13 protein-coding genes and 1 tRNA gene are annotated in these 13042 nt (G+C 18.9%); 10 read left to right on the top strand and 4 right to left on the bottom strand.

Annotated features, from left to right (window positions below; all coding sequences use genetic code 11):
* The first annotated feature begins 64 nt into the window (after positions 1–64).
* The 4 genes from pheS (at position 65) to tyrS (ending at position 5526) form a co-directional block, all read left to right on the top strand.
* Entirely contained in the window at positions 65–1060 is a 996-nt protein-coding gene (pheS, locus tag GJT94_RS00515) for a phenylalanine--tRNA ligase subunit alpha (protein ID WP_168894199.1), read from the top strand.
* A complete protein-coding gene (gene pheT, locus GJT94_RS00520) occupies positions 1057–3525 on the top strand; it encodes a phenylalanine--tRNA ligase subunit beta (RefSeq protein ID WP_168894200.1) in 2469 nt (822 codons plus the stop codon). The genes pheS and pheT overlap by 4 nt, the downstream gene beginning before the upstream one ends.
* 80 nt (positions 3526–3605) lie before the next feature.
* A complete protein-coding gene (locus GJT94_RS00525) occupies positions 3606–4292 on the top strand; it encodes a riboflavin synthase (protein ID WP_168894201.1) in 687 nt (228 codons plus the stop codon).
* Positions 4246–5526, top strand: a complete 1281-nt coding sequence (gene tyrS / locus GJT94_RS00530; protein WP_168894202.1) for a tyrosine--tRNA ligase — start codon at positions 4246–4248, stop codon at positions 5524–5526. Before GJT94_RS00525 ends, tyrS begins: the two co-directional genes overlap by 47 nt.
* Before the next feature lie 35 nt (positions 5527–5561).
* On the opposite strand, the gene GJT94_RS00535 is transcribed toward tyrS, so the two are convergent.
* Together GJT94_RS00535 and GJT94_RS00540 are read right to left on the bottom strand one after the other, a co-directional pair.
* Positions 5562–5634, bottom strand: a tRNA-Val gene (locus GJT94_RS00535).
* A 45-nt stretch (positions 5635–5679) separates the two neighbouring features.
* Positions 5680–7020, bottom strand: coding sequence for an MATE family efflux transporter (locus GJT94_RS00540; protein ID WP_168894203.1), 1341 nt, complete (start codon positions 7018–7020; stop codon positions 5680–5682).
* 136 nt (positions 7021–7156) lie between these two features.
* Here GJT94_RS00540 and grxD point away from each other — a divergent pair, with 136 nt between their 5' ends.
* On the top strand, positions 7157–7471 hold the full coding sequence (gene grxD, locus GJT94_RS00545; RefSeq protein WP_168894204.1) for a Grx4 family monothiol glutaredoxin: 315 nt from the start codon (positions 7157–7159) through the stop codon (positions 7469–7471).
* A 20-nt stretch (positions 7472–7491) separates the two neighbouring features.
* Here grxD and rnt read toward each other — a convergent pair whose 3' ends face one another.
* The gene (gene rnt / locus GJT94_RS00550) at positions 7492–8130 is read right to left on the bottom strand and encodes a ribonuclease T (protein ID WP_168894205.1); all 639 of its coding nucleotides are present in this window, start codon (positions 8128–8130) and stop codon (positions 7492–7494) included.
* Between the two features lie 183 nt (positions 8131–8313).
* Here rnt and minC point away from each other — a divergent pair, with 183 nt between their 5' ends.
* The 3 genes from minC to minE are packed head-to-tail and all read left to right on the top strand — an operon-like array spanning position 8314 to position 10211.
* Positions 8314–9081 (top strand): septum site-determining protein MinC, encoded by a 768-nt coding sequence (gene minC / locus GJT94_RS00555; RefSeq protein ID WP_168894206.1) that lies wholly within the window; start codon positions 8314–8316, stop codon positions 9079–9081.
* A 34-nt stretch (positions 9082–9115) separates the two neighbouring features.
* On the top strand, positions 9116–9925 hold the full coding sequence (minD, locus tag GJT94_RS00560; RefSeq protein ID WP_168894207.1) for a septum site-determining protein MinD: 810 nt from the start codon (positions 9116–9118) through the stop codon (positions 9923–9925).
* Between the two features lies 1 nt (position 9926).
* The gene (minE, locus tag GJT94_RS00565; protein ID WP_168894208.1) at positions 9927–10211 is read left to right on the top strand and encodes a cell division topological specificity factor MinE; all 285 of its coding nucleotides are present in this window, start codon (positions 9927–9929) and stop codon (positions 10209–10211) included.
* A gap of 8 nt (positions 10212–10219) precedes the next feature.
* Here minE and tsaB read toward each other — a convergent pair whose 3' ends face one another.
* Positions 10220–10897 (bottom strand): tRNA (adenosine(37)-N6)-threonylcarbamoyltransferase complex dimerization subunit type 1 TsaB, encoded by a 678-nt coding sequence (gene tsaB, locus GJT94_RS00570; protein ID WP_168894209.1) that lies wholly within the window; start codon positions 10895–10897, stop codon positions 10220–10222.
* A gap of 266 nt (positions 10898–11163) precedes the next feature.
* On the opposite strand from tsaB, the gene hslV reads away from it, so the two are divergent.
* Positions 11164–11691 carry an ATP-dependent protease subunit HslV gene (gene hslV, locus GJT94_RS00575; RefSeq protein WP_168894210.1) on the top strand — a complete coding sequence of 176 codons (528 nt, stop codon included), beginning with the start codon at positions 11164–11166 and terminating at the stop codon, positions 11689–11691.
* A gap of 20 nt (positions 11692–11711) precedes the next feature.
* Complete coding sequence (gene hslU / locus GJT94_RS00580; RefSeq protein WP_168894211.1) at positions 11712–13034, top strand: ATP-dependent protease ATPase subunit HslU; 1323 nt, start codon at positions 11712–11714, stop codon at positions 13032–13034.
* Positions 13035–13042: the final 8 nt, after the last annotated feature.

Here is a 13042-nt window from a genome sequence, read left to right on the forward strand (position 1 = left end):
ATAAAATTTACGTTTTTTTATATATAAATATTTATATTATTATTTTATTAACGAGCATATTTGTATGTTATCTGATGATATAGTTATTATTGCAAAAAAGGAAATTGATGCAGTAAAAAATATTAATAATTTAAATAAATTAAAAATTAAATATTTAGGTAAAAAAGGATATATTACAACACAATTTTTATTAATAAAAAATTTAAATAAAAAAGAAAAAATTTATAAAAGTATTATTTTAAATAAACAAAAAAAACAAATAAAAAAAATAATAATAAAACGTAAAAAAGAAATAGAATTAGAAAAAAACGATGAAAAATTATCTAATCAAAAAATTGATATTACTTTACCAGGAAAATATATTAAAATTGGTTCAGAGCATCCTATTAAAACGATAATTAATGAAATCGAGGAATTTTTTATAAATATTGGTTTTAAGATAGTTACAGGACCAGAAATAGAAGATGTTTATCATAATTTTGATGCTTTAAACATTTCAAAAAATCATCCGATAAGAAAAGAACAAGATACATTTTGGTTAGATAAAAATGTTTTATTACGTACTCAAACATCTAATATACAAATTAGAATAATGAAAGAAGAAAAACCTCCTATACGTATATTAACTTCTGGAAAAGTATATCGTAATGATTATGATAGTAATCATACACCTATGTTTCATCAAATAGAAGGTTTATTTATTGATAAAAAAGTAACTTTTACTAATCTAAAAGGAATATTAAGTTTATTTCTCAATTTTTTCTTTAATAAAAAATATAAAATACGTTTTCGACCTTCTTATTTTCCTTTTACTGAACCTTCTTTAGAAGTAGATATTTTAAATAAAAATAAACAATGGATAGAAATTTTAGGAGCAGGAATGGTACACCCTAATGTATTAAAAAACATTAAAACAAATTTTTCTAAATATTGTGGATTTGCTTTTGGTTTAGGAATAGAAAGATTAGCTATGTTACGTTATAATATTAATGATATTCGTTTATTTTATGAAAACGATATACGTTTTCTTAAGCAATTTAAATTTAATAATTTTATATGATAAAATTTAGTGAATCATGGTTAAATAAATGGTTAAACTATGATAAAGATATCAATTATTTATCAGAAAAAATAACAATGTTAGGTTTTGAAGTAGAAAAAATTGAATATATTAAAAAAAATATAAATTTTGATAATATTTACATAGGAGAAATAGTTAAATTATCTTTATATACAACAAATCCTAAAATTTATAAATTAAAAATTTTAATTAATAATGGAAAATTATTAAAAATATTTTCTGATATAGATAATCTTAAAAATAAAACTAAAATTATTTTAGCAACTCAAAATTCATCTTTATATAAAAAATATATTAATATTCCAGAATATTCTTTTTTATTAAAATCAGAAGGTTTATTATGTTCTAATAAAATTTTTAATTTATATAAAAATAATCTTTTAAAAAAAAATATTATTAAAATATCTGATAAGAGTTTTAACGGAGAAAATGCAAATAAATATTTAAATATAACAGATAATATTTTATATATTAACATACCTACTAATAGACCAGATTGTTTAAGTATCTTAGGATTTACTAGAGATTTATCCGTTTTAAAAAAATTTTTTTCTTTTAAAAAACCATATATTAATATAAATAAAAAATTAAAAAAATATAAAATTAATATTAATTTTAATAAAAATATTAATGATGTATTATATCAATATAATTATTGTATAATTAAAAATATTAATTTAAAAAAAGAAATACCATTTTTTATTAAAAATCAATTATTACAATCTGGAATTAAAATTATACCTGAAAATCCATTATTAAATATTTATAACTATATAGTTTTAGAATTAGGATACCCAATTCAATTTTATGATTTAAATAAAATTCAAGGAGATATTTATATAGAAAATAGTGAAAAAAATAAAAGTAATTTTTTAGATTTTGAAAATCAAAAAATTAATTTAATAAATGATAATTATCTTTTATTAATAAAAGATAATTATAAAATAATTTCTATACCAGGAATAATACAAAATAAACATATAATTGTTAACTTAAAAACAAAAGATATTTTTATAGAATGTTTATTTATAAAAAAAGAATACTTTAAATTTTTATTTAGTAAAAATCCTTATTTTAATAATACTACTAATATTTATAATAGATTTTTAGACCCGTATATTCAAAAAGAAGTTATAATAAGAACAGTAAATTTAATTTTAAAAATATTTGGTGGAGATAGAAGTAAAATTTATACAACAAATATTAATAATGTTAATTATATAAAAAAAGAAATTAAATTATCATTTAAACATATATATAAAATTTTAGGTTTCAATATTTTGAAAAAAAAAATAATTTATATTTTAAATAAATTAGGTTTTTCAATACTTAAAAAAACAAATGATAATTACTTAATTAAAGTACCTAGTTGGCGTAATGATATAATAATTGAAGAAGATTTAATAGAAGAAATTATACGTGTATATGGATATAATAAAATTCCTGAAAAAGTAAAAATATATTTAATTAAAAAAAATATTTTAAATAAAAAAAAAATAAAATTAAAATATACAAAAGTTAATTTTAAAAAAATTAAAAATATTTTAATTCATAAAGGATATCATGAAGTAATTAATTACAGTTTTATTAATCCTAAAATACAATCAATATTGTATCCAAACATAAAAAATATTAGGATTATTAATCCTCTTACAAATGAAACATCAGTTATGCGTAATTCTTTATCATATGGTTTAATAAATAATATTATCTATAACCAAAATCGACAACAAAAAAATTTACGTTTTTTTGAATATGGATTATGTTTTTTAAAAGATTTAAAAGAAAAACTAGGAATTACTCAAAAATTAATGTTATCTGGAATAATAAATGGAAATTTATATTCTAATTATTGGAATATAAATAAAAAATTAATAAATTTTTATGATATTAAAGGTGATATAGAATATATTTTTAATTTTTTTAATAAAAATAATCTAATAGAATTTCGGCCACAATACAAACTGAAAATATTACATCCATATATAAGTTCATCAATATATTTTAATAATATATATATTGGATATATCGGTATGTTACATCCTAAATTAATTAATTTTTTTAATATAAAATATGATACTTTTTTGTTTGAAATTTTTTTTGACAAAATTATTATTAATAATAATTTTAATTTTAATAAAATTATTAATTTTCCAATAAACAAAAGAGATATATCTTTTTCTATAAAAAAAAATATATGTTTTATAGAAATTTCTTCTTTATTAAAAAGACTAAAAATAAAAGAAATAATAAAAATAGATTTAATTGATATATATCAAGGAAATAATATTCCTATAGGATACAAAAATATTACTTTAAGTTTATTTATACAAAATAAATATCATACATTACAAGAACAAGAAATTAACAATATTTTAAATAAATGTATTTTAGCATTAAAAAATAAATTTCAAATTTTATTAAGAGATAAGATTTTTAATTAAAATTAATTTTATTAATCAAAGTTTTTTTTTTATAAATAATATATATTATTATTATAATAAATAAATATACTTTATAAAAAATGTTTACAGGTATTATTCAATCTATAGGTATAGTTCAAAATATTATTTTGAAAAAAAATTTATATTTTTTATATATCAAAACAAATAAAAATTTTCTAAAAAATTTAAAAATAGGAGAATCTATTTCTAATAATGGATGTTGTTTAACAATTATTAAATTATATAATAACATAATGATTTTTAATATAATTAAACAAACCTTTAATAGTACAACTTTTAAAAAAATAAAAATTAGAGATTATGTAAATCTTGAAAAACCTATAAAAATTAATAATTTTATAGGAGGACATATAGTTTCCGGACATATTACTAGTACAGCTATTATTACTAATATTAAAAACTATACTTCTTCTAAAATTTTATGGATAAAACCTAATAATATTTTACAAATGAAATATATTCTAAAAAAAGGATCTATATGTATAGATGGTGTTAGTTTAACAATAGATAAAAAATTAAAAAACAAATTTAGTGTAAATATAATACCAAAAACATTATTTAAAACTACATTATCTAAAAAAAATATTTATAATTATGTAAATATTGAAACTGATATACATACTAGAACTATTATAAAAACTGTAGAAAAATTATTTAATAATATAAAATATTTAAAAAAAAATATTAAAAGGAATATGGATGATAAAAAAAAAAATAAATATTATAAAAAAATTAGAAAATCATAATATTTTATATCAAGTAACTAATAAAGATAATTTATCTAAAATTTTAAATGAAACAAAAATTAACCTATATTGTGGTTTCGATTTAACGGCAGATAGTTTACATATAGGTCATTTAATACAATTAATTGTACTTAAATATTTTCAAGAATTAGGACACAAACCAATAATTTTATTAGGAGGAGCTACAAGCTTAATTGGAGATCCTAGTTTTAAATTAAAAAAAAGAAAAATTAATCCAATAGATCATATTAATATTTGGTTTCATAAAATTAGTTTACAACTAAATAATTTTTTAGATTTTAATTGTGGTAAAAATAGCGCTATTATAATTAATAATTATGAATGGTTTCATAAAATGAATATTTTATTTTTTTTAGAAAAAATTGGAAAATATTTTAATGTTAACCATATGATAAATAAAGATGCCATAAAAAAGAGAATGATAAATAATAATATTGAAGGAATTTCTTATACTGAATTTTCCTATAATTTATTACAATCATATGATTTTGCTTACTTAAATAAAAAATTTAATGTAATTCTCCAAATTGGAGGTTCAGATCAATGGGGCCATATTGTATCAGGAATAGATTTAATAAAAAAAATAAACAAAAAAAAAGTTTTTGGATTAACTACTAATTTAATTATTAAAAATGATGGAACAAAATTTGGAAAAACTGAAAAAAAAACTATTTGGTTAGATTCTCAAAAAACTAATCCATATAAATTTTTTCAATTTTGGTTAAATATACCAGATTCAATTATATTTAATTTTTTAAATATGTTTACTAATTATGAATCAAAAATCATTAATACTTTTAATAGAAAAAAAAATAATATTAAAAAAAATAGTCCTCAATATTTTCTTGCAGAATATATGACAAAAATGGTTCATGGAGAAAATAATTTAATTATATCCAAAAAAATAACTAATTTACTTTTTTATAAAAATATAAATGATTTTTCAGAAAATGATTTTTTAATATTACTTAAAAATATTAAAAATATTTATTTAGAAAATAAAAATATTGATTTAAAATCAATATTAGTTTTAAGTAAACTTGCATCTTCTAAAAATAAAGCATCTATTTTAATTAAATCAAATTCTATATATATTAATAATGAAAATATATCTAATACTATATTTATATTTACAAAATTTTATAAAAAATTTAATCATTTTTCTCTTTTACGTAAAGGTAAAAAAAAATTTTGTTTAATTTATTGGAAATAAGAAAAATTTTTATTTTTAAACATATAAAATTTACATGCGTTCTAGAGGATTTGAACCTCTGACTTTCACCATGTCATAGTGACACTCTAACCACTGAGTTAAGAACGCATATAAAAAAATTGAAAGACATTATATAATATATATATTTAATAATCAATTTTTTTGTATTTTTAAAATACGTAATATAGTTAATATAACTGCAATAATTAAACCAATAATAAATCCAATCCAAAAACCAGGAGGACCCATACGATGGGTAATTAAATTAGTAATGGATAAAATATAACCAATAGGTAAACTAATGATCCAATATGATATAAATGTAATTAAAAAAATAAATTTAGTATCTTTATATCCTTTTAAAATACCTGAACCAATTATTTGGATAGAATCTAAAAATTGATAAATAGATGCTAGTAATATTAAATTTGATGATAAATTTATAATATTTTTACTACAATTATACAATGAAGCAATTTTTTTCTTAAAAAAAAAACTTATTAAAATAATAATAGTGGATATCACTATTCCTAAAATTTGTGAAATTAAACTAATAGTTTTTGCTCTATCTTTACGACCTAAACCTAAATAAAATCCTACTAATATAGTAGTAGCTATACTTAAAGATAAGGGAATAATAAAAATTAAAGAACTAAAATTTAAAGCTATTTGATGACTAACAATATCATCTACTTTCATTTTAGACGAAATTAATAAAGATACAATACTAAATAATGTAATTTCAAAAAAAATAGATAACCCAATAGGTAATCCTAATTTAAATATTTTTTTTAAAATTTTAAAATTAGGTTTATTAAAAAAATTGAAACATCTAATTTTTTTAAAATAAATAGATTTAAACATCCATGTTATAGTTATAAAAAATAATATCCAATATATTAATACTATAGAAATAGTACAGCCTAAAATACCTAATGGAGGTATATAAAAAAAACCATAAATACAAATATAATTAATTGGTATATATATAATTACACCAATCCAACTAATAACCATATCAGGTATAATTAAATTTAATGATACACACAAACAACGTAATATTTGTAATAGTAAATATCCAGGTATACTTAAAACAATTATGTTTAAAAATTTTTTTATTTTTAATATAAAAAATAAATTATGAAATAATAAAGATATTAAAAAATTTATTTTATATAAAATAAACATCATTATACATGATAATATTATTGCTAATAAATATGATTGTTCAATATAATTTATTATTTTTTTTTGCTTATTAGATACATATAATTTTGTAATAATAGGTATTAAAGATAAAAAAATACCATGTCCAAATAATATTATTGGTAACCAAATTGATGTTCCTATTGCTAATATAGCAATATCAATTTTATTAAAAGAATTTGACATGATAATATTTATTATACTTATTAAAAAATAAGCTGTTTGTGTTAAAATTATTGGTATAGCAATATTTAATAATTTTTTTGTTTCAATTAAATATTTTTGCACATATTTTCTCTCTCACATTTTTAATATTTATTAATAATATATTTTATTAAATAAATTTTACTTTTAAAAATTTTTAAATTATTATATATATAATTATATTAATTTTTTTATTATTAAAAATAAAGTAGAAAATTTCATGCAAATTTTTGATAAAATTAAAAAACAAATTAATAATAATCGTGTAATTTTATATATGAAAGGAGATCCAAAAAATCCTCAATGTGGTTTTTCTGATAGAGCTGTTAAAATTATTTTATTTTATAAAATTAAATTTACTTATATTGATGTTTTAAAAAATCCAGATATTAGAAAATATTTACCGAAATATGCTAACTGGCCAACGTTTCCCCAATTATGGGTGCAAAATAAATTAATAGGGGGTTATGATATTTTATATACGTTACATAATAACGGTGAATTAAAAAATATTTTAGATTTTAAAAAAGAATAATTTATATATTTTATGAAATATTAAGAATAAATAGGAGGCCATCCACCTTTTTTTTTCCATTTATTTACTAGTTTACAAAATAATTTAGCAGTACGATTAGTATCATATAATGCTGAATGTGCTTGATTATTATCAAATGATATATTAAGTGCATGACAAGATTTAGCTAAAACAGTTTGACCTAAAATTAAGCCACACATTGAAGCTGTATCAAATATTACAAAAGAGTGAAATGGGTTATATCTTTCCATTTTTGTTCTTTTAATGGCTTCCATAATAAAACTATGATCAAAACTAGCATTATGAGCTACTATAACTGCTTTTTTACATCTATTTATTTTTATATCTTGAGAAATTTTTTTAAAAATAATTTTTAATGCTTCTTTTTCAGCTATAGCTCCTCTTAAGGAGGTGTTAATATTAATACCATTAAAAGCTAATGCTTCTGGAGAAATATTTGAACCTTTAAATGGTAAGATATGAAAATGTAATGTTTCATTTTTTTTTAACCAACCATTATGCATTTTTAATGTGATTAAACTTATTTCTAATATAGCATTGTATTTAGAATTAAATCCTGAAGTTTCTATATCAATTACAACAGGATAAAAACCTCTAAATCTATAAGATAATAAGTCTAATTTTGATAAGTTATTCATTTTTATTCTTTGAACTTTTATTTAAATATATTTCATATTAATATTATATAAATAGATAAGTTATACTTTTATAAAAAAAAATACAAGTATAAAATATTTTTTATATTTATGTTTTTAAAAATATTAATATTTTAATAAAATTATTTTATTTAAAATAATTTTAGTGAATTAAAGGCGATAAAAATGTTAACAAAAGTAATTAAATTTAAAAAAAATAATTTTTCATTTTATGTAATTTATTTATATAATAGTGAACCTGAACTTATATTTAATGAAATTAAAAAAAAAATAAATCATTCTCCTATTTTTTTTAAAAATATGTCAGTTATTATTAATATTTATTATATAAAAAATGAAATAAATTGGAAAAAAGTTTATAATGCTATTATTGCTACAGGAATTAATATTATAGGAGTAAGTGGTTGTAATAATAAAAATATAATTAAAAATATAAATAGTACAGGGTTACCTATTTTATTTACAAATAATAAAAATAATAAAAAAATTAATAATATTGATATTAATAATCAAAAAAATAATACTAATAATATAGTACCAAAATCCATTATTAAAATAATAAAAGAAAAAAGTTCATTATCATCAAATAAAAATATTAATTTTAATAAAAGTAAAATTATTTTTAATCCTATTAGATCTGGACAACAAATTTATGCTTATAATAGTGATTTAATCATTATAAATAATGTTAGTACAGGAGCTGAATTAATAGCAGATGGTAATATTCATGTTTATGGTTTTATGAGAGGAAAAGCTTTATCTGGAGCTAATGGAGATAAAAATTGTCAAATTTTTTGTAATCAATTATTTGCTGAAATGTTATCTATTGCTGGTGAATATTTACTTCAAGATCAAATTCCTAATAAATTTTTAGGAAAATCATCAAGAATATATTTAAAAAATAAAGTATTAACAATAAAATTATGTAATTAACTTTTATTTAAATTTCATATTAAAGGAAATTCTAATGCGTATAATTGTTGTTACTTCAGGTAAAGGTGGAGTAGGTAAAACTACTTCAAGTGCTGCTATAGCTACAGGATTATCTAGAAATGGTAAAAAAACAGCTGTTATTGATTTTGATATTGGATTACGTAATCTTGATCTAATTATGGGATGTGAAAGAAGAGTTGTTTATGATTTTATTAATGTTTTACAAGGTGAAGCGACATTAAATCAGGCATTAATAAAAGATAAAAAAAATAAAAATTTATACATTTTACCTGCTTCACAAACAAAAAATAAAGATGCCTTAACTTATAAGGGGGTCGAAATAATTTTTAAAAATTTATATACCATGAATTTTGATTTTATCATTTGTGATTCACCTGCAGGAATTGAAACTGGAGCTTTAACTGCATTATATTTTGCAGATGAAGCAATTATTACTACTAATCCTGAAATTTCTTCTATTAGAGATTCTGATAGAATTTTAGGTATTATTTCTTCACAATCTAAAAGAGCTAAATATGGTGAAGAACCTATAAAAGAATATTTATTATTAACACGTTATAATCCTGTTAGGGTAGATTGTGGCGATATGTTAAGTATTGATGATATTATCGAAATTTTAGGTATTAAAATAATAGGAGTTATTCCAGAAGATCCTTTAGTTTTAAGAGCATCAAATCAAGGTAAAAGTATTATTTTAAATAATAATTCTAATGCTTCACTAGCATATAATGATACCGTAAAACGTTTATTAGGAGAAAAAATTCCTTTACGTTTTATAAAAATTGAAAAAAAAAATTTTTTACAACGTTTGTTTTGGAGATAATATGAATTTTATTAATTTTTTTTTATCAAAAAAAAATAAAACTGCTAATATTGCTAAAAAAAGACTACAGATTATTATATCAGAAGAATCAAAAAAAGGGTATATTTATCCTTGTTATATAACACAATTAAAACAAGAAATATTAAGAGTAATTTCTAAATATGTTAAAATTAATCCAAATATGATTAATATAGAATTAGATGATAAAAAAAAAAATATATCAAAACTAGAATTAAATATTACTTTACCTAAAGCAAAAGAATATATTAAAAATAATAATAAATAAAAACTATTTTAAAATATATTTTTAATATAATTAATTTTATAGTCTTTTTTTATTCTTTTTTTATTTAATAAAATATTATTAATAATATTAATAATTTCTTCTGAAAAAAAAGTATTATTTTCAATAAAATATATTTTTAAATTTTTATTTAATATTTTTTTTATATCATTTTTTAAATATTTATTAATATTAGATATTACCCATATTCCTTTTAATAATAAAATTTTTTTTATAAAATTTTTATAATTTAATAAGCATTCATTATTTTTTCCAATCCATAAACCATGCTTATTTTTTCTATATAAAGAAAAATATAGAAATTCTTTATTACATTTAATAATTGTTATAATATTTTTAATTCCTGTTATTTTCCAAGATTTTTCTGCTAAAATCATTAAATGTGATAATCCTATTTTAGGAATATTAAAAACATAAGAAATACTTTCTATTGTTGCTATTCCTATTCTTAGGCTTGTAAAATTACCAGGACCTAAATTATATCCTAATAAATCTATTTTAGATAATGATATATTTGTTTCCTTTAGAAGATCATTAATTAAAAATAATATATATTTAATATGTGAACAAGGACAATATTTAATTTTTTTATAAATAATTCCGTTATTTTTTAAAATGACGGAACAGTATTCTGTAGATGTATCAATAGTTAAAATATTTTTATACATATAATTCTTATTTAATAATAAATTTATTGTTTAAAATTTAAATTATGTTATAATTCTAATGTTTTAATAAAAATTCAACTATTCTATTAATGATTATAATATATTATTTTATAATAATAAAATATTAAATATTTAAAATGAGAATAAATCTCAATCTAATAATAATTTTATTAAGATTTCTAAGAAATTTTAATATAAAATTATTTATGTATATATATATTGTTATGAGATATAAAATAATAATAATGAAGTGAGGGATAAAACTCATGACAACAATAGTTAGTGTAAGAAAAAATGGTAATGTGGTTATCGGTGGTGATGGACAAGCAACTCTGGGTCATATTATAATGAAAGGAAATGTTAAAAAAATTAGGAAATTATATCATGATACAGTAATTGCAGGTTTTGCCGGTGGAACTGCAGATGCATTTACTCTTTTTGAATTATTTGAACAAAAATTAGAAGTATATCAAGGAAATTTAACTAAGTCAGCAGTAGAATTAGCTAAAGATTGGAGAACAGACCGTATTTTACGTAAACTAGAAGCGTTATTAATAATTGCAGATAAAATTACCTCCTTAATAATTACAGGTAGTGGAGATGTTATTCAACCTGAAAATGATATAGTTACTATTGGTTCCGGTGGCCCATATGCGCAAGCGTCAGCTCGTGCTTTATTTGAAAATACGGATTTAAGTGCATATGAAATAGTAAAAAAATCTTTAAATATAGCAGGAGATATTTGTATTTATACTAATCATAATTTTACTATTGAAAAATTACAATGTAAATAAGCATGAGGAAAATGCTAATTATGTCTGAAATGACCCCCAAAGAAATTGTTAAAGAATTAGATAAATTTATTATTGGACAAGAAAGTGCAAAAAAAGCTGTAGCTATAGCATTAAGAAATCGTTGGCGTCGTATGCAATTAAATGAAAATTTAAGACAAGAAGTTACACCTAAAAATATATTAATGATAGGTCCTACTGGTGTTGGAAAAACAGAAATTGCACGTAGATTAGCAAAACTAGCTAATTCTCCTTTTATTAAGGTAGAAGCAACTAAATTTACTGAAATTGGTTATGTTGGTAAAGAAGTAGATTCTATAATTCGTGATTTAACTGATGTAGCTATAAAAATGATAAAGATACAAGCATTCAATAAAAACTGCAATAGAGCCAGAGAAATGGCAGAAGAAAGAATTTTGAATGTTTTAATTCCAAATAAAAATAACTGGAATCAAGAAGATAATAGTATTGAATCCATTAGACAAAAATTAAAAATTAAACTTAATAATGGATTATTAGATAATCAAGAAATTGAAATTAATGTATCCAGTACCCCTATGGGTATAGAAATTATGGCACCTCCAGGTATGGAAGAAATGACTAGTCAATTACAATCATTATTTCAAAATTTAGGAGGTAATAAACAAAAAAAACGTAAATTAAAGATTAGAGATGCTTTTAAACTATTAATAGAAGAAGAAGCTGGTAAATTAATTAATAATGAAGATATTAAACAAAAAGCTATAGAAGCAGTAGAACAAAATGGTATTGTTTTTTTAGATGAAATAGATAAAATTTGTAGAAGAAGTAATAATGTATCTTCTGATATTTCTAGAGAAGGAGTTCAAAGAGATTTATTACCATTAGTAGAAGGATGTACTGTATCAACAAAACATGGAATGGTTAAAACAGATCATATTTTATTTATTGCTTCAGGATCATTTCAAATATCTAAACCTTCTGATTTAATTCCTGAATTACAAGGAAGATTACCTATTAGAGTAGAATTAAAAGCATTAACTAGTAATGATTTTGAAAGAATTCTTACAGAACCCGATACATCTATAACAATACAATATAAAGCATTATTAGCAACTGAAAAAGTAAATATTATCTTTACTAAAGATGGTATTAAAAGAATTGCAGAATCTGCATGGAAAGTTAATGAAACTACAGAAAATATAGGAGCTAGGAGATTACACACTGTTCTTGAGCATTTAATGTCTGATATCTCTTATAATGCTAATGAATATGATAATAAATCAATTATTATTGATAAGAATTATGTAAGTAAACATCTTGATACATTAATTATTAATGAAGATATTAGTAGATATATCTTATAATATATTAA

Source organism: Enterobacteriaceae endosymbiont of Donacia cinerea (assembly GCF_012569925.1).
In the GTDB taxonomy this organism is placed as follows: Bacteria; Pseudomonadota; Gammaproteobacteria; order Enterobacterales; family Enterobacteriaceae.

Excerpts from the sequence above, each read along its gene's own strand:
- pheT (WP_168894200.1), top strand. The coding sequence starts at position 1,057 with ATGATAAAATTTAGTGAATCATGGTTAAATAAATGGTTAAACTATGAT.
- minE (WP_168894208.1), top strand. The coding sequence starts at position 9,927 with ATGAATTTTATTAATTTTTTTTTATCAAAAAAAAATAAAACTGCTAAT.
- hslV (WP_168894210.1), top strand. The coding sequence starts at position 11,164 with ATGACAACAATAGTTAGTGTAAGAAAAAATGGTAATGTGGTTATCGGT.
- grxD (WP_168894204.1), top strand. The coding sequence starts at position 7,157 with ATGCAAATTTTTGATAAAATTAAAAAACAAATTAATAATAATCGTGTA.
- GJT94_RS00525 (WP_168894201.1), top strand. The coding sequence starts at position 3,606 with ATGTTTACAGGTATTATTCAATCTATAGGTATAGTTCAAAATATTATT.
- minC (WP_168894206.1), top strand. The coding sequence starts at position 8,314 with ATGTTAACAAAAGTAATTAAATTTAAAAAAAATAATTTTTCATTTTAT.
- tsaB (WP_168894209.1), bottom strand. The coding sequence starts at position 10,897 with ATGTATAAAAATATTTTAACTATTGATACATCTACAGAATACTGTTCC.
- minD (WP_168894207.1), top strand. The coding sequence starts at position 9,116 with ATGCGTATAATTGTTGTTACTTCAGGTAAAGGTGGAGTAGGTAAAACT.
- tyrS (WP_168894202.1), top strand. The coding sequence starts at position 4,246 with ATGATAAAAAAAAAAATAAATATTATAAAAAAATTAGAAAATCATAAT.
- hslU (WP_168894211.1), top strand. The coding sequence starts at position 11,712 with ATGTCTGAAATGACCCCCAAAGAAATTGTTAAAGAATTAGATAAATTT.
- pheS (WP_168894199.1), top strand. The coding sequence starts at position 65 with ATGTTATCTGATGATATAGTTATTATTGCAAAAAAGGAAATTGATGCA.
- rnt (WP_168894205.1), bottom strand. The coding sequence starts at position 8,130 with ATGAATAACTTATCAAAATTAGACTTATTATCTTATAGATTTAGAGGT.